We start from the raw sequence: 16,733 nt of genomic DNA on the forward strand, positions 1-16,733 counted from the left end.
GCCCGGGCGCCCCGGCGCCGCCGCCGGGCGCCACCGCCGGCAGCGGGGACATGACGAAGCGGTGCACCGGCGCGCCGCTGGCGGGATGGCGGCGCTCCGTGCTTTCCGGCGCGGCAAGCAGCGCGCGGCTGACGATCGAATGCCAGGTGCCGGTGCTGGGCTGACGCTTGCCGTGATAGCCGCAGACGATTAGCCGGTCCTCGGCGCGCGTCATGCCGACATAGAGCAGCCGCCGGTATTCGTCGTCGGCAAGCTCCCGCGCCCTGGCCGAGGCTGCCTTGGAGAAGCCGTTGGCGACATCGGCGGCCGAGCGCCAGAGATAGCCCTTGCCGTCGAAATTGCGGCCCGAAGCGTCGAACGGCATCAGCCGCGGCAGATGCTGGTCGCTGAACGGCGCCGACCCGCCATCGACCAGGAAGACAACAGGCGCTTCCAGGCCCTTAGCGGCGTGCACGGTCATCACGCGGACCTCGTCGCGCAACTGGTCCATCTCGCGCTTGATCTCCGGACCGGTGTTCTCCAGCGTCGCCAGAAAGGCCTCCAGCCCCGGCAGTCCGGTGCGTTCCTCGGCCAGGCAGAAACTCAGGAATTCGTCGAGGATGTCGCCGGCTTCCGGTCCAAGCCGGGCGATCATCTTCTTGCGCAGGCCGTCGCGCGCCAGCACCCCGGCGTAGAATTCGAACACCGGCCGGAACGCCGCCTCGTTGGCCCAGCCGTCGAGCCGGGCAACGACATCGGTCAGCGCGGTATTGTGGACGGCATGCTGGCGTAGTGAGGCGATCAGCGATGTTCCGGCTGGCCGTCCGGCGCCAAGCGTAAAAAGCGTCTCCTCCGACACGTCGAAGACCGGGCTGCGCAGCACGGCGGCGAGCGACAGGTCATCCTGCGGCTGGATGAGGAAATGGCCGAGTGCGATCAGGTCCTTGACCGCGATGTGGCCGGGCAGGCTCAGCCGGTCGGCGCCGGCGACGGGAATATCGCGGTCCTTCAGCGCGCGCGACAGCGCATGGACGAAGCGGTCGCGCTTGCGCACCAGCACAAGAATGTCGCCGGCCCTCAGCCTGCGTCCCTTGCCCTCGATGATCTCGCGGTCCTTGAGCCAGGTCTGGATGGTCGCAGCCACGTGCTCGGCCACCCGCACAGCCGGCGCGCTGGCATGATTGACCGGCAACGTCCAGTCGTCGGGCTCCTCGACGGCGTCAGCGCCGAGCGACGGCCAGACCTCGACATAGCCAGGCGCGTCGTTGCGGATCGCCTTGTGGTCGAGCGGATCGGGGTCATGGCTGATGCCGCGCCGCACGCCCGGATCGGCAAAGACGCGGTCGACGGCGGCAAGCACGTCGTCGGTCGACCGGAACGACCAGGTCAGTTTCAGGTCGGCAAACGAAGCATTGGCGGCGTTCACGCGTCCGGAAAACAAGAGCCGGCTGTCGGCGAAGGAATCCGGCGCGGCACCCTGAAAGGAATAGATCGACTGCTTTTCGTCGCCGACGGCGAACACCGTGCGATTGGTCGTGCCGCGCTGGCCGTGGCCGGCAAAGAACTCCTCCGCCAGCCGCTTCACCACCTCCCATTGGTCGGGGCTGGTGTCCTGCGCCTCGTCCAGCAGGATGTGGTCGATACCCTGGTCGAGCTTGTACTGCACCCAGGGGCCGGCATCGGGCCGCGCCAGAAGGTTGACGGTGCGGGTGATGAGGTCGTTGAAATCGAGAAAGCCGCGGCTGCGCTTCAGGCGCTCGTACCGCACGATCAGCCAGTCGGCTATGGTCAACGCCGCGACCGTGCCTTCCAGCATCCGGAACAGCGCCAGCCGGTCGGAGACGTCTGTTATCGACTTGACGGCCGCCAGATAGCGCTCGGGAAGGTCGGGCAGCCGGCCGAGCAGCGCCTTCTTGAACAACTTTGAGGGATCATAGGGGTCGCCATCGGCCTTGAGAAAGGCTTTGCCGAGCATCTGCAGCCGGCGGGTCGGGTCCGTCTCGGCAAAGGCCAAGCGGGCATAGGGCAAGAGATTGTTGAGCACGGTGCGGGCGTCGGCGGCCTCGGCGGCACTGGCGAACACTGCAAAGAAGTCCGGCAGGAAACCCGGCAGCGGCCATACCGATGCCGCTATGTCTTCGGCGCTCTGCCCGGGGCGAAAATGGAATTCGTCGAACAGGGCCTGAAAGCCGCCGCCGTCGCGCCGGACCGCATCGATGAAGCCGCGTAAGCCGTCGCGCTTGCGCACGATTTCGGCGAGCAGCGCATCGAGTCCGTGTTCGCCGCCGCGCTCCAGCACGGTGGCAAAGGCCTCGGCCAGTCCGGTGTCTCCGGCTGACGTGCCCGAAATCATGTCGCGGCGGGCGCCAGCAAACAGCGAGGCCTCCATCTGCGGATCGAGCATTTCGAAATGCGCCGGGATGTTGGCCTCCAGCGGGAACTGGTGCAGCACCGATTCGCAGAACGCGTGGATGGTCTGGATCTTCAGCCCGCCCGGCGTTTCCAGCGCTTCGGCAAACAGCCGGCGCGCCCGCCGCATCGTGTCGCGGGCGGGGCGGCGGCCGTCCACCGCCGCAATCTTTGTGGCACGCTCGGCATCGCCGAGCGCCGTCCATTCCGACAGCGTCGAGAACACGCGGTTCGACATGTTGGCGGCGGCCGCCCGCGTATAGGTCAGGCACAGGATCTTCGACGGATCGGTGCCGTTGAGCAGCAGCCGGATGACGCGCTGGGCCAGCACATGCGTCTTGCCCGATCCGGCATTGGCGGACACCCAGGCCGAGTTCTTCGGGTCGGAGGCGCGCGCCTGGTTGGCGGCGGTTTCGCTAGGGATGGGATAGGCTTTTTTCATGCCTCCCCCGCCTCGTCATCGCTGTCGCCGCCTGCCGACCATTCGAGCACGCGTGCCAGATGGTCGTAATCGCCATCGCTCTCGCCCTCGCGAAACGGCAGCGCCCGCGACAGGTAGCCGGTCGTCGGATCGGCATAATGGACCAGCAGCTTTTCCAGCCGCGCCCAGGCCTCCTCGGCGAGGTCTTCGGCGGTCCGGGGCTGGCGGTTGTAGTCAAGGATGGATTCCTCGAAAACTTCGCCATTCGGCTTCAGCCGCACGAATGCAAGCTGCGAGGGCTCGCGCGCGCCAAGCCCCTTGAAGGCGCCGCGCCGGAGCAGCGCCCCTTCGAGCGCCAGCTGTGGCGCCAGCAGCGTGTGGGCCTGCGCCTTGGACGGGGACGAGCCGGTCTTGTAGTCGAGAATGTCGGCCATGCCACCGGCCAAAAGGTCGACGCGGTCGGCATAGCCGGACAGCGTCACGCCGGTGCGGCCGACAGCGGTCTTTTCGGCGCGCTCCTCGGCATGCCGCCGAGCGACGGCGGGAGCGCGGCCGCGCTCCCATTCGATGATGTTGGCGGCAAGCTTTTCGAAGCGCGGCCACCACACAGCCTCGACATCGGCGGGCAGGGCGATCTCGGCAAAGCAGGTCCGGCCGGCAGCGATGAGGCGTTCCAGAGCTTCGGGCGCGCGGGGATCCGCCACCTCTGTCGAGAACAGATGCAGGATGTCATGAAACAGCGTGCCGCGCTCGGCGGCACCGGGGTCGCGGATCACCGGTTCGAGCGGCAGAAGGCTCAGAATACGCCTGGCGTAGACCGCATAGGGGTCGCGGCGCAGCGTCTCGATCTCGGTCACCGAGAAGTGGGTGGGCCGCATGCTCAGCGGCGGTTTCGGCTGCGGTCGCGGCGCGAAATGCTGCCGCTCGCCGGCATCGAGCGCGCGCGCCCAGGCAAGCAATTCGTCGCCGCGCCCGCGCAGTGCGGCGGCCGGATCCTTGCCGATGAAGGTGAGGATGCGCTGCAACCAGCGCGACGGCACCGCCGGTGCGTCGCCGGCTCGGGCGGAGCGCGTCAGCACCACCTTTTTCGCCCCCATCGCCATCTGGAAATCGTGGGCGGCAAGGCCGATGCGCCGTTCGGGCGGCTCGAGGTCGATGCCGGTCTTCATCAGCCGCGACATGAAGCGGTCGCTTTCCGGCTTGCGTGGCCACACGCCTTCATTCAGCGCGCCAATGACCAGCGTGTCGACGTTCTGCAGCCGTGCCTCCAGCGCGCCCCATATGGCAATGTTGCGGTCTGTGCCTTGCCCGGGCTTGACCGTTTCCGGTGCTATCAGCGCGTCCATCACATCAGGCCATTCGTCGGCCGGGAAGTCGAACGAGGCAGAGGCGGCGACCACACCGCGCAGCAGCTCGGCGAGTTTCTCGCCGGCGTCGCCGGCATAAAATTCAGCCAGGCTGCCCTCCGCCGTGCGGCCGAGATTTTCCAGCGCGGCGACGCTCGCTCTGGTCAACGCGACGAGATCGGCGTTCTCTTCACCGCGAAAGGCGGTCAGCGGCGCCAGTGCCGTCACAAGCCGGCTCAGCATATCACGGGCATCGTCGATGCCGCGCACGCTCAGGCGCGAAAACCAGAAGGGCTGGCGCTTGTCCCCGCTCAGCCCGGTCAGACGCTCCTCGAACAGTGCTGGCAAAGAGGCGATGTCGGGGCGTCCGGTGCCGCCGCGCAGCGCCACGAGTTCGATGAGCTCGGCGGCATGGCGCACGCCGGTGCGCTCAAGTCCGAGCCCGAGCAGCGGATGCTTGAGCAGCGACAAAAGGCCGACGGGATCGCCGGGCCGGAATACCGCTTGAAGTGTGAGCCGCAGCAGGCTGGCGGCAGGCGTGTTGGCGAGCGGCGTGCCGCCGGAATCGTCGGCGATCACGCCGAAGCGCAACAGCTCGGCCGAGACGCGCCGCGCCAGCCCGCGGTCGCCGGTAACGAGCGCTGCCCTTAGTCCCGGCTGTTCCACGGCGGTTTTCAGCGCGATGGCGATCGCCGCCGCCTCGTCGCGTTCGCTGGCGGCTTCGACCAGCGTCACGTCGGCGAAGGCCTCGGCGATGTCTACGGCGTTGAAGCATATGCGGGTCTCGGCCCATAATTCCGTGGTCTCGGCCGGCCGCAGCGCCTCGCCGACAAGGGCCGCGCGGAGCGCCAGTGCGGGCTCGGCGGAGACCACTTCCTCGACATCGCCACGCAGCACGCCAATCTTGCCGATCAGCTTGGCCATGCCGTATTGCGGGTGGCCAAGCAGTGCCGGCCGCGCACCGGGCGCCCCAATCGCGGCAAAAGACGGTTCGTCCAGCATCCCATCGAGCCCGGGCAGCACCACGGCGCCGTTGGGCAGGCTGGCGACCGTGGCAAGCAGTTCGGCCGTGGCGGGAATAGAGCCCGTCGAGCCGGCGGCGATCACCGGGCCTTTGGGCGGGTTGCGTTCCAGCCGCTTCGCCTCGCGCCGGATCAGCGCATTGCGGTGCGCGGCCGGGTTGGAGCGGTCGCGCTCCTCCAGCAATTTCGGCCAGGCCTCGGTGACGATACGGAGGAAATCGAGCGTCACAAGCCACCATCCGGCAAGATTGCCGGTGACCAGATCGGCAAGCCTGGTCCAGTCCGTGCCTTCGGTTTCGATCTCGTCCATCAGCCGGGCGAGGTCACGCGCCAGCCAGATCGCATCGGCGGCGGAGGCCGGCACGACGATCTCTTCGTTGAACATATCAAGGACATGCGCCGGCAAGGTGCGCTTCCAGGCCCGCACCAGCGGCGCCAGCAGCAGCAGGCGTTCGATGGCTGCGATCGGCGGCGCCATTTCAAGCTCGGTCGGCGTGCCGGCGTCGAAGGCGGCTTCGTCCTCGTCGAACTCTCCGAGCGGGCGGATGACCGGCAGGATCGCCGAACGGCGGCTCCCTCCCGGTCCCGAAAGCGCGTCGACAAAAGCGCCGCGCAGCGCACGGGCCGCGCGCCGTGTCGGCACATAGATGGTGACATCAGCCAGCGCCAGCGGATCGCCGTCGAACCGGAAGCCGGGCACCAGCCGTCCGGCCAGCAAGGCCTCGGCCAGAGTCGGCAGGAATGGCGCTCCGGGCGGGATCGAAAGAACGCGGCGCGCGCCGCTCATACCACCTTCGCGAGAGCGTCGGCGACCGCCGCTTCCGCCTGCGGAATGGCGTCGGGAGTGCCGACGGTGATCCAGCTTCCGCGCATCTGCATGCCGAACAGACGGCCAGAGGCGATTGCCTTGTCGAAATAGGTGTTGAGCGAATGCGCCCCGGCCGGCGCATCCCTGAAGATGGCGGGATTGACGATTGCCGCTCCGGCATAGATCAACCCGGCCGGATCGCCTTTCGAGCGCCGCATGCCGCCATCCGGCGCCATCAGGAAATCCGTGCCGACACCGTGTCCGGTGGCCGAGTCGAGATCGGTAAGCATCAGCAGAATATCCATTTTCGCGCCGTCCCATGCAAGGGCAAGGCGCTCGAGGCTGGGCTGGCCGCTGTCGATCCAGAACGTATCGGCGTTGATGATGTAGAAGGGTTCGGCACCCAGCAGCGGCAATGCCTTGACGATGCCACCCGCCGAATTCAGCAGCGCGTCGCGCTCGTCGGAAATGACGATCTTTGGCGCCCGCCTGTGGGCGATATGGGCGACGATCTGGTCCGGCAGATAGTGCACGTTGACGATGGCTTTCTCGACGCCGGCCGCTTCGAGACTGTCCAGCCCCCAATCGAGCAAGGTCCTGCCGGCGATCCGCACCAGCGGCTTCGGCATGGTGTCGGTGATCGGCCGCATGCGCTTGCCAAGACCAGCCGCCAGCACCATCGCTGTGGTCAAGGTCACGGGAGCCGTTCCTCCAGCAGGCCATGTGCCATGTAAAACTCCTTCAACTGAGCCAGCGCCGGGTGCGCCAGCGCCCGCCTGAGATAATCGCGGATGCGCGGCAGGTGTCGGAGATAATAGGGCTTGCCGTCGCGCTTTTCGAGCCGCACGAAAATGCCGAGGATCTTCGAATTGCGCTGCGCCGCCATGATCGCATAGGCCGCGCGGAAGGCGTCCTCATCGAAGCCGCCGGCGGCGTGGCGCGCAGCGACATAGGCGTCCACGGTCCGCTGCTCGATATCGGGCGAAACGGTGACGCGGGCATCCATGGCCAGCGACGCAACGTCATAGGCCGCCGGACCCATCAGCGCGTCCTGGACATCGACGATGCCCAGCCGGTCGTGGCCTTTGCGGTCACCGCGCCAGATGATGTTGGGCGAATGGAAGTCGCGCAGCATCAGCGTGTATTCCTGTGTGTCCAGCCGATCGAGAACCGCGTTCCATTCCCTGTGATAGCCGGCGCGTAAAGCCTCGCTTGCCGGGCTGCCGGTCACCATCGGCACATACCAATCGACCAAGAGATCGGCTTCGATCAGCATGGCGTCGCGATCGAACGGCGGCACCTCGTGGAAGACGCCCGGCACGGCCTCCATGCGCTGCGGCCAGGTCTTCCCATGCATCATCGCCAGCAATTCGGCCGCTGCCGCGTAGCGCTCGGCCACCGGCTCATCATTGCCGTCGAGAAAACCTTCCGAGCCCAGATGCTCCAGCAGCAGAAAGCCCCGTTCGAGATCCTCGGCATGGATTTTTGGGACACTGACACCTTGCGACAGCAGCGCCTTGTCGATGGCGACGAAAGCGGTGACCGACTGCGCGGTGTGGGCGATCACGGCATAGGGCTTGCCGTCGCGCACCGGCGGCCCCAGCACCAGCCTTGGCGAATTCATCAGCACGCGCGGCGCAAGGCCGGCGAGCGAAACAATCTCGTAAGAGCGCGCCGAGGCGTCGCCGACGAAATGGCGCCGCGCGGCGTCGCCCCAACCGGCCGTTTTGAGGAAATCGCGCATCGCCAGCGATCGCGCCACGCGTTCGAAGGCAACGCCTTGGCCCGATAGTTTCGCCAATCGTCCTTCGTCCTGATGGACGAGTTCGATCCAGATCGACGTTCTCGGAAGAGCGGCCTCCGCCCGTTCCGGCCACTCGACAAGGGCAGCGCCCTGCAGCAGCGCCTCGTCGAAACCCAGCTCGTCCATCTCGCCGGCCGAGGAGAGGCGATAGAGATCGAAATGGTGCACGGGGATGCGCGTGTCGTAGCTTTGCACCAAGGTGAAGGTAGGGCTCGGCACATCGAGGCCGGCATCGTCGGCCAGCGCCCTGATCAGGGCCCGCGCCAGCGTCGACTTGCCGGCGCCGAGATCGCCCTTGAGCGCCAGCACGTCGCCCGGCCGCAGCGCCATGGCCAGGTCTTCGCCGAGCCTTGCGGTCGCAGCCTCGTCGGCGAGAAAACGCTCCAGCACAACAACAGTCATCGAGCGCGCTACTCGGCCGCGGCGCGGATGCCCGACGGTGCATCGGGGAAGGTGCAGATGACGGTGGTGCCCTTGTCCTTGCCGGTCTCGATGCGCACGCTGCCGCCGTGCAGCTCGACAAAGCTCTTGACGATCGACAGGCCTAAGCCCGCACCGCGCCGGCGCCCGCCATTGGTGCGCGGCTCGAAGCGGCGGAACACCGAATCGAGCAGGTCCGGCGGCATGCCGGGGCCGTTGTCATGGACGGAGAATTCCACACCTTGCTCCAAATGCCGGCAGGCAAGCGTGATAGTGCTCGCCTCCGGCGCGTAATTGGCGGCGTTGCTGAGCAGATTGTAGAGGATCTGGCGAACCCGGGTCTCGTCGCCGTGAAAACTCTTCGGCGCCGAAGCGGCGTCGATCCGGAGCTTGATCGAATGCTCTTGCAGCCGGTCGGCGACCAGTTCGGCCGCGGCCTCGATGGTGCGCTCGACGCTTACTTCCGAAATGTCGAGCTGCATGATGCCGGCGTCGACGGTGGCGAGGTCGAGTATGTCGTTGACGATGGTGAGCAGCACCGAGGATGACGAGCCGACATGCTCGACATATTCGCGCTGCTTTGGGCTGAGCGGCCCGGTCGCCGGCAGCGACAGAAGCTCGGTGAAGCCGATGATGTTGGTCAGCGGCGAGCGCAGCTCGTAGGAGACATGCTGCACGAACTCGTTCTTCAGCTGGTCGGATTTCTGCAGCGCTTCGTTCTTGTCCTTCAGCGCGCGCTCGACATTGACGCTGTCGGTGACGTCCACAAAGGTCATCATCACCTGGCCGTTGGGCAGCGGGATGACGGCGTAGCTGAGCACTGTGCCGTTCTTCAGTTCGGTCTGGCCATGGCGGTCGCGGCGCTCGTCGTCGAAACCGGTGATGGCGGCGACGAACCCGCCCCACGGGCTGTCGACGGCGCGCTGGTCGCTGAGATCGCGGATCGCCGAGACATGGACGTTGGGCTTGATCACATCCTGGCTCAGTCCCCACAGCGCGACAAAGGCCGGGTTCGACAGGCGCAGCCGCCCGTCGGGACCGAACACGGCGACGCCTTCGGCCAGATTGTCGAGCGTTTCGCCCTGGACCCGCACCGCCGTCTGGTAGCGGCTTTCGAGGTCCATCTTCTCGGTCAGGTTCTCAAACACCCAGGTCACGCCGCCCTTCGGCTGGGGGTTGGCGACCACGCGGATGGTCTTGCCGTCGGGCAAATGCCACCAATGCTCTTGCGATTCCACCGCGCGGTAGGCGCCAAGCAGGCCTTCTTTCCAACGCCGCCATTCCGGCTGCTCGGCGATCTTGCCTTCGCTGCGCAGCCGGTCGAGCAGCAGCGCATTGTCGGGCGCGCTGTGCAGGAAGCCCAGGTCCAGCCCCCACAGTTTCTGGAACGCCTGGTTGAAGAAGCGCAACTTCTCGTTGGCATCGAAGATCGCCACCGCCGTGTTGAGCTGGTCGAGCGTGTCGGCATGGCTGCGCACCGTGCGCTCATATTCGCCGCGAATGGTTTCGGTGGCGCTGGTGTCGCAGGCAAGGCCGGCCGAGCCGTCGGCACCGGCGAAGTCGGTGACGGCGAACACGCGGCGGTCGCCCTCGATCACTGTCGACAGCGTTTGTTCGAAGATTGGGCGCGATTTGTGCTGCGCGGCGATCTGTTCGCGCGCCTGGGCGCCGAGGAATTCCTTGGCTTCGCGCACGGCGGTCTCGGCGTTCGGTGCCTCGACCGCTCCGGCATAGGCACGGTTGACCCATTTCAGCCGCCCGTCGGTGGCGCGCAGCCAGGCCGGCATCGGCAAGGCGTCGAGCAGGCCGATCATGGTCTCGTAGTCGGCGGCCAGCCGCTGGTTCTCGATCTTCAGCCTGGCCTGGCTTCGCTGCGTCTCCGACAGCGAGACGAAGCGCACCAGCACATGCGCGGCGCTCTTGCGGCCATGCACTTCAAGCGGCGCCCCGGCCTGCGATTCGATCACGAGATCAAAGGGTTTCGCTTTCTCGCGCAGACCAGCGACGGCATTTTCGAGCGCCGCCGCCGAGCGCGGCATCAGCCAGCGACCGAAGGCGAGGAAGGCTGCACGGTCGTCCGGCGCACCGCTTTCCAGCGGCAGCGTGCCGATCAGCTCCGGCTTCTTGTTCTCGGACGCCCAGACGATGACGCGCTGGTCACGCAGATTGAGCAGCGCCTCGGAGCGCTGCAGCGCCGCATTGATGTCGGCAATGCGGGCTCTGAGTTCGACATTCTGCGCCGAGGTGCGGGCTCTTTCGCGGATCAGGAAGATGGCCGAGACCAGTGCCGCGCCCATGACGCCGACGAACATGGCGAGCTGGATGACTTCGACCGCGCTGACCGACAGTCCGGCCTTCTGCGCAATGGCCGGCTCGGCATGGGCTGCAAACGAGGTGAGATGGCCGGCAAGAGCTGAGGTGGCAAGAAAGCCGGCGGTGCGGGCGCCGACGCGCCTCTTCAGGCCACCGCCTGTCGTGACGGAGCCAGTGCTATCGGAATCGTCATGGCCGCCGGAAACGGCCGATCCCGCGCGAGGCGGGTTTTCCCCCGGCATGTCTTGGTCCTCTTCGCCGCCTGAATGCAAGACCGCCCAGATCAGGATCACGTTTGGTAGAAACGCCCTTCTGACCTAACTCTCTCTTGAAGAGCATGATCTTTTCCGAAAACCGCTTCCCACTTTTCGCTGACGCGGTCCTTCGGTTCGAATCATGCTCTCGATGCGTACGCCGGCCCTCGTCCCCGGCCCACGAATCAGCACAATAGCGCGTGCTGGAATCGGCGTGAAGAATCATCCGCGCAAAAAAGAAGCCGGGCGAAAAGTCAATCGCCCGGCTTCAATATCTAGTGATAAATGCCGCTTCTGTTAATAGCGGTAGTGTTCCGGCTTGAACGGACCCTGCGGGGTCACGCCGATATAGGCGGCCTGTTCGCCGGACAGTTCGGTCAGGCGGGCTCCGAGCTTGTCGAGATGCAGACGCGCCACCTTCTCGTCGAGGTGCTTGGGCAGCACATAGACCTGGTTCTGGTACTGGCCGGGCTTGGTGTAGAGTTCGATCTGCGCCAGCACCTGATTGGTGAACGAGGCCGACATCACGAAGCTCGGATGACCGGTCGCGTTGCCGAGGTTGAGCAGGCGCCCCTCGGACAGCAGGATCATCCGCTTGCCGTCCGGGAAGGTTATCATGTCGACCTGCGGCTTGACGTTGGTCCATTGCAGGTTGCGCAGCGACGCGACCTGGATCTCATTGTCGAAGTGGCCGATATTGCCGACGATCACCATGTCCTTCATCGAGCGCATGTGGTCGAGGGTGACGACATCCTTGTTGCCGGTGGTGGTGATGACGATGTCGGCGGTTGGTGCGGCATCTTCCAGCGTGACGACTTCAAAGCCGTCCATCGCCGCCTGCAGCGCGCAGATCGGATCGACTTCCGTGACCTTGACGCGGGCGCCGGCGCCCTTGAGCGAAGCCGACGAGCCCTTGCCGACGTCGCCATAGCCGCAGACGACCGCAACCTTGCCGGCCATCATGGTGTCGGTGCCGCGGCGGATGCCGTCGACCAGCGATTCCTTGCAGCCATATTTGTTGTCGAACTTCGACTTGGTGACCGAGTCGTTGACGTTGATCGCCGGGAACGGCAGCAGACCCTTCTTCTGCAGCTGGTATAGCCGGTTGACACCCGTGGTCGTCTCTTCGGTGACGCCGCGAATGGCTTCCTTCTGCTTGGTGAAGAAGCCGGGCGAGGCCTTCAGGCGCTTCTTGACCTGGGCGTAGAAGTATTCCTCTTCCTCGCTCTGCGGGTTGGACAGCACGTCCTCGCCGGCTTCGGCGCGGGCGCCGATCAGTATGTACATGGTGGCGTCGCCGCCATCATCGAGGATCATGTTGGAGAGGCCGCCATCGGCCCACTGGAAGATCCTGTCGGTATAGTCCCAGTACTTCTCGAGCGACTCGCCCTTGACGGCGAACACCGGGATACCGGCCTCGGCGATGGCCGCGGCCGCATGGTCCTGGGTCGAGAAGATGTTGCACGAGGCCCAGCGGATATCGGCGCCAAGCGCCTTCAGCGTCTCGATCAGCACCGCCGTCTGGATGGTCATGTGCAGCGAGCCGGTGATGCGCGCACCTTTCAACGGCTTCTTGTCGCCGAATTCTTCGCGGCAGGCCATCAGGCCCGGCATTTCGGTTTCGGCGATATCGAGTTCCTTGCGGCCCCAGCCGGCAAGCGAGATGTCGGCAACCACATAGTCCTTGCTACCTGTCATGGCAGTGCTCCGGTGCGATTTGTCTTCAGAATGCGCCTGCGCCACACGGCGCGTCGAAGGGCGCGGAATGCCGGCCTGACTAGCAGATCGCCGCCAAGACGACAATGGGATATAAAGAAATCTTTATGCGCGCATGTGTTTGCGGAGCATGATCCCGAAAAGTGGAAGCCGGTTTCGGACAAGATCATGCTCAAACAAAAAAGAGCTTCAGCACTCTTCGCCGAAGCGCGAGGCGACCAGCTGCTCCAGCGCGTCCATCGCCGCTGCGGCTTCAGCGCCGCTGGCTGTGACGCGGATCGAATAACCGGGGCTCGCCGCCAGCATCATCAGCCCCATGATCGAGGTGCCGCCGACCTTGAGACCATCCTTCTCGACATGGACGGTGGCGTCGAAGCCGCTGGCGACCTGGACGAACTTCGCCGAGGCGCGCGCATGCAGGCCGCGCTGGTTGACGATCGGGAACTCGCGCACGATCTCACCGGGCGACAGCGCGTTCATTTGCTGCTCAGCAGCTGACTTGCGACGTTGATGTATTTGCGCCCCGCGGCCTGCGCCTCGTCGAGCGCGGTCGCCATGTTGTCGCCCTTGCGGATCGACGACAGCTTGATCAGCATCGGCAGGTTCATGCCGGCGATGACCTCGGTGCGACCGGATTCCATCACCGAAATGGCGAGGTTGGAAGGCGTGCCGCCGAACATATCGGTCAGAACGATGACGCCGGTCCCGGTGTCGACGCGGCCGACGGCGTCGACGATATCGCGCCGACGCTGCTCCATATCGTCGTCGGCGCCGATTGCCACGGTTTCGAAATTGTCTTGTGGCCCCACGACATGTTCCACGGCATGGCGGAACTCGGCGGCCAGTTGACCGTGCGTTACAAGCACGAGTCCGATCATTCTATGGTGGCTCCCGTCATCGCCGCTTCACAGGCGCTTTTTATGCTCGCCGGCCATCCCAGGCGGCGGGAGCGCTATCTTGTCGACGCGCGGCGCGTTGACAAGCCCAAAATTGCGTCGGCCATGGCCAATTTGACGCATTGCAGCAAAAAACCGGCGGCGGATCATACGAAAGGCGCAATCGCCAGCCGCGCCATTACCGCCGGCAAAGCCGCAGTGACGTTGCGCTGAACGAGGTCGATGCGCGGCACCACACAGTCGGCAATGGTCGCGCTCGACTCTTCCTGGAAACGCGCGATCGCGTCTGCGGAAACCATCCGGATTGCCAGGTCGATGACCCCCACAGGTTGGAACAAAAGCGGCTTCGGACCAAGCCCGGGCACCTCTGTGAGGCCGGCAATGCTGGCGGGCGCATGGCAGACCAGCCGCCCGAAACGCGCCGCGACAAACAGCTGGTCGTCGCCGATCAGCCGCGCAAACAGCCCGAGCCGGCTGAAATGGTCGATGAGCGCCAGCGCCAGCGTTGTCTTGCCCGAGCCGGACGGCCCGGTGATCAGGACGCCCCGCTCGCCAATCAGGACTGCGGTGGCATGGATGTTCTCGGGTTCCGCGGTGGGATCGGGCATGCGCAGCCGCGATCAGCCTTCGGCCGGCAGCGTAACGACGAAGCGCGCGCCCTTGATGTCGCCGGGCTTGGTGCCGGGGATGTTCTCGGCGGTCAGCGTGCCGCCATGGGCTTCGACGATCTGCCTGGATATCGACAGGCCAAGCCCCGAATTCTGGCCGAACGCCTCGCCGGCCGGGCGGTCGGTGTAGAAGCGCTCGAAGATGCGGTCGATGGCGTCGGCGCGGATTCCGGGGCCGTTGTCGTCGACGGTGACGATGTTGACCTTGCCGGAGCGTGCCAGGGAAATGGCGATATGGCCGTGGTCCTCCGGCACGAAGGAGCGGGCATTCTCGATCAGATTGGTGATGACCTGGCCGATCCTCAGATCATGGCCGGTGACGAAATAGCCTTTGACGCCTTGCGGCAGCTTGGCGGCCTTGAATTCGATCTCGACAGCCTTTTTGTTGCGCGTCGCTTCGCGCGACACGGCGACGAGATCGGTGATGAATTTCTTCAAATCGACCGTGGCGGCATCCTCACGCGCCAGTTCGGCGTCTAGGCGCGAGGCATCGGAAATGTCGGTGATCAGCCGGTCGAGACGCCGGACATCGTGCTGGATGATCTCCATCAGCCTGCCGCGTGAATTGTCGTTCTTGGCCAGCGGCAAGGTCTCCACCGCGCTGCGCAGCGACGTCAGCGGGTTCTTCAGTTCGTGCGAGACATCGGCGGCGAAGCTTTCGATCGCCTCGATGCGGGCATAGAGCGCATTGGTCATATCGCGCACCGCGACCGACAAATTGCCGATCTCGTCCTGGCGGTCGGAAAAGTCGGGGATCTCCTCGCGGCTCTTGACGCCGCGCCGCACCCGCACTGCCGCCGCCGATAGCCGGCGCAGCGGATTGGCGATGGTGGATGCGAGCAGCATCGACAGGATGGCGGTGACCAGGGCGGCGATGCCGAACACGCGCAAAATAGCCTTGCGTTCGGCGGCGACGATCTTGTCGATGTCGCCGCCTTCCGTCGACAGCATCAGCACGCCGAGAACGGCACGGAAGCGCTGGATCGGCACCGCCACCGAAACGATCTGCTCGCCCTGTTCGCTCACCCGCACGATCGTCGATGGACTGCCGGTCAGCGCCTTGACCACTTCCGGGAAGGCCGCACCGTTGCCGCCCGGCTGCTCATGGTAGACGGGCAGGTCCTTGTTGCGGAAGAAGTCGAAGACGAATTTCTGCACGCGCTCCAGCATATCCGGCTGCTCGTCCTCGACCGGCGGCAGGTCGTAGCGCAGGATTTGGCCGCGCGAATAGAGATGGCGCGAATCGAGCAGCAGATTGGCGTCGCGGTCATAGATGCGGGCCCGGGTGCGCGTCGGCGAAATCAGCCGCCGCAGCACCGGCGCGACGCGCTCGGGATTGATCGGGAAATCCAGATTGTCGAGCTGGTCGGAGCCCGGCCCCAGGCTTTCACCGGCCTGCAGTTCGAGCAGTTTTTCCGGATCGATGCTGATCGAATCGGTCTCGACCGTCGCCGACGCGGCAATGGCGCCGGCGATGATCTCGCCCTGCGTCATCAGGCTTTCGACGCGGGCGTCGATCAGCCCGTCGCGGAAGGTGTTGAGATAGAGGATGCCGGTGACCAGCACGGCGAGGCCGGCCAGGTTGAGGAACAGGATGCGCCGGGTCAGGCTGGAAAAGATGTGGTGGCCGAGGAAGCGGCGCATCGGCACCGTCAACCTCGACAGGAATGCGGGCAGAATCCGCGACCGCCTGACAGCGCTCGTTCGTCTGCTCCGCTGTACATCCACTGCCATCGAATAGCAGCTCCCGCCTAGTCTTTGGTTTTATGCATGTCGTCGTCCCAAAAACCGCGACCACTTTTGGGCGACATGCATCAACTCAAGCTTCGCGGAACCGGTATCCGACTCCGTAAAGGGTTTCGATCATTTCGAAGTCGTCATCGACGGCCTTGAACTTCTTGCGCAGCCGCTTGATGTGGCTATCGATGGTGCGGTCGTCGACATAGACCTGCTCATCATAGGCGGAATCCATCAGCGCATCACGGCTTTTTACCACGCCTGGGCGCTGCGCCAACGAGTGCAGGATGAGAAATTCGGTGACCGTCAGCGTCACCGGCTCGCCCTTCCAGGTGCAGGTATGGCGTTCCTGGTCCATGACCAGCTGGCCGCGTTCCAGCGAACGGGCCTGCTGGCTGGGCGCCTTTGCCGCAGCTTCGCGGGCGCTGGCGCGGCGCAGCACGGCGCGCACCCGCTCGACCAGCAGGCGCTGCGAGAACGGTTTGCGGATGAAATCGTCGGCGCCCATCTTGAGGCCGAAAAGCTCATCGATCTCATCGTCCTTCGAGGTCAGGAAGATCACCGGCAGGTCGGACTTCTGCCGCATCCGGCGCAACAGCTCCATGCCGTCCATGCGCGGCATCTTGATGTCGAGGATGGCGAGATTCGGCGGCCGCGCCGCCAGGCCTTCCAGCGCCGACGCACCATCCGTGTAGGTCTCGACGCGATACCCCTCGGACTCGAGGGCGATCGACACCGATGTCAGAATGTTGCGGTCGTCATCGACAAGCGCGATTGTTGCCATTTCAAGCGGCTCCCTCATGAGCTGTCCCTTCTGTCTTAGAGAAGGGGCTTTTGCAGGACAAATTAGGTACAAAATGTGGCACAGGCTCCGTCCGCTGTCACGGAAGGGTTGCCGGTGACCCATCCCGCACCTCTATGCAGATTGGACGCCTGACCC

11 protein-coding genes are annotated in these 16,733 nt (G+C 65.3%); all 11 read right to left on the reverse strand.

Annotated features, from left to right (window positions below):
* Nucleotides 1–2,830: double-strand break repair helicase AddA (gene addA / locus NKI88_RS18090; RefSeq protein ID WP_352656432.1), on the reverse strand; the 2,830-nt coding region annotated here is incomplete at its 3' end.
* Nucleotides 2,827–5,964 (reverse strand): double-strand break repair protein AddB, encoded by a 3,138-nt coding sequence (addB, locus tag NKI88_RS18095; protein WP_352656434.1) that lies wholly within the window; start codon nucleotides 5,962–5,964, stop codon nucleotides 2,827–2,829. The genes addA and addB, both read right to left, overlap by 4 nt.
* Nucleotides 5,961–6,665, reverse strand: coding sequence for a nucleotidyltransferase family protein (locus NKI88_RS18100; protein WP_352656515.1), 705 nt, complete (start codon nucleotides 6,663–6,665; stop codon nucleotides 5,961–5,963). The genes addB and NKI88_RS18100 overlap by 4 nt, the downstream gene beginning before the upstream one ends.
* 14 nt (nucleotides 6,666–6,679) lie before the next feature.
* Complete coding sequence (gene tsaE / locus NKI88_RS18105; protein ID WP_352656436.1) at nucleotides 6,680–8,191, reverse strand: tRNA (adenosine(37)-N6)-threonylcarbamoyltransferase complex ATPase subunit type 1 TsaE; 1,512 nt, start codon at nucleotides 8,189–8,191, stop codon at nucleotides 6,680–6,682.
* 8 nt (nucleotides 8,192–8,199) lie between these two features.
* A complete protein-coding gene (locus tag NKI88_RS18110) occupies nucleotides 8,200–10,764 on the reverse strand; it encodes a sensor histidine kinase (protein ID WP_352656437.1) in 2,565 nt (854 codons plus the stop codon).
* A gap of 309 nt (nucleotides 10,765–11,073) precedes the next feature.
* Complete coding sequence (gene ahcY / locus NKI88_RS18115; protein ID WP_023814508.1) at nucleotides 11,074–12,474, reverse strand: adenosylhomocysteinase; 1,401 nt, start codon at nucleotides 12,472–12,474, stop codon at nucleotides 11,074–11,076.
* 207 nt (nucleotides 12,475–12,681) lie between these two features.
* Entirely contained in the window at nucleotides 12,682–12,972 is a 291-nt protein-coding gene (locus tag NKI88_RS18120; RefSeq protein WP_023672303.1) for an HPr family phosphocarrier protein, read from the reverse strand.
* Entirely contained in the window at nucleotides 12,969–13,370 is a 402-nt protein-coding gene (locus NKI88_RS18125; RefSeq protein ID WP_023672304.1) for a PTS sugar transporter subunit IIA, read from the reverse strand. Before NKI88_RS18125 ends, NKI88_RS18120 begins: the two co-directional genes overlap by 4 nt.
* 164 nt (nucleotides 13,371–13,534) lie before the next feature.
* Entirely contained in the window at nucleotides 13,535–13,996 is a 462-nt protein-coding gene (locus NKI88_RS18130; protein WP_023832654.1) for an HPr kinase/phosphorylase, read from the reverse strand.
* A 12-nt stretch (nucleotides 13,997–14,008) separates the two neighbouring features.
* A complete protein-coding gene (locus NKI88_RS18135; protein WP_023672307.1) occupies nucleotides 14,009–15,790 on the reverse strand; it encodes a sensor histidine kinase in 1,782 nt (593 codons plus the stop codon).
* An 85-nt stretch (nucleotides 15,791–15,875) separates the two neighbouring features.
* Nucleotides 15,876–16,577 carry a response regulator transcription factor gene (locus tag NKI88_RS18140; protein ID WP_010912942.1) on the reverse strand — a complete coding sequence of 234 codons (702 nt, stop codon included), beginning with the start codon at nucleotides 16,575–16,577 and terminating at the stop codon, nucleotides 15,876–15,878.
* Between the last annotated feature and the right edge of the window lie 156 nt (nucleotides 16,578–16,733).

This window comes from Mesorhizobium sp. M0317, from assembly GCF_040321555.1.
Classification (GTDB): domain Bacteria; phylum Pseudomonadota; class Alphaproteobacteria; order Rhizobiales; family Rhizobiaceae; genus Mesorhizobium.

Bases quoted from the DNA above. Each gene is read 5' to 3' on its own strand.
- ahcY (WP_023814508.1), bottom strand. From the start codon at position 12,474: ATGACAGGTAGCAAGGACTATGTGGTTGCCGACATCTCGCTTGCCGGC.
- addB (WP_352656434.1), bottom strand. From the start codon at position 5,964: ATGAGCGGCGCGCGCCGCGTTCTTTCGATCCCGCCCGGAGCGCCATTC.
- NKI88_RS18140 (WP_010912942.1), bottom strand. From the start codon at position 16,577: ATGGCAACAATCGCGCTTGTCGATGACGACCGCAACATTCTGACATCG.
- NKI88_RS18120 (WP_023672303.1), bottom strand. From the start codon at position 12,972: ATGAACGCGCTGTCGCCCGGTGAGATCGTGCGCGAGTTCCCGATCGTC.
- NKI88_RS18125 (WP_023672304.1), bottom strand. From the start codon at position 13,370: ATGATCGGACTCGTGCTTGTAACGCACGGTCAACTGGCCGCCGAGTTC.
- NKI88_RS18130 (WP_023832654.1), bottom strand. From the start codon at position 13,996: ATGCCCGATCCCACCGCGGAACCCGAGAACATCCATGCCACCGCAGTC.
- NKI88_RS18110 (WP_352656437.1), bottom strand. From the start codon at position 10,764: ATGCCGGGGGAAAACCCGCCTCGCGCGGGATCGGCCGTTTCCGGCGGC.
- tsaE (WP_352656436.1), bottom strand. From the start codon at position 8,191: ATGACTGTTGTTGTGCTGGAGCGTTTTCTCGCCGACGAGGCTGCGACC.
- NKI88_RS18135 (WP_023672307.1), bottom strand. From the start codon at position 15,790: ATGGCAGTGGATGTACAGCGGAGCAGACGAACGAGCGCTGTCAGGCGG.
- NKI88_RS18100 (WP_352656515.1), bottom strand. From the start codon at position 6,665: ATGGTGCTGGCGGCTGGTCTTGGCAAGCGCATGCGGCCGATCACCGAC.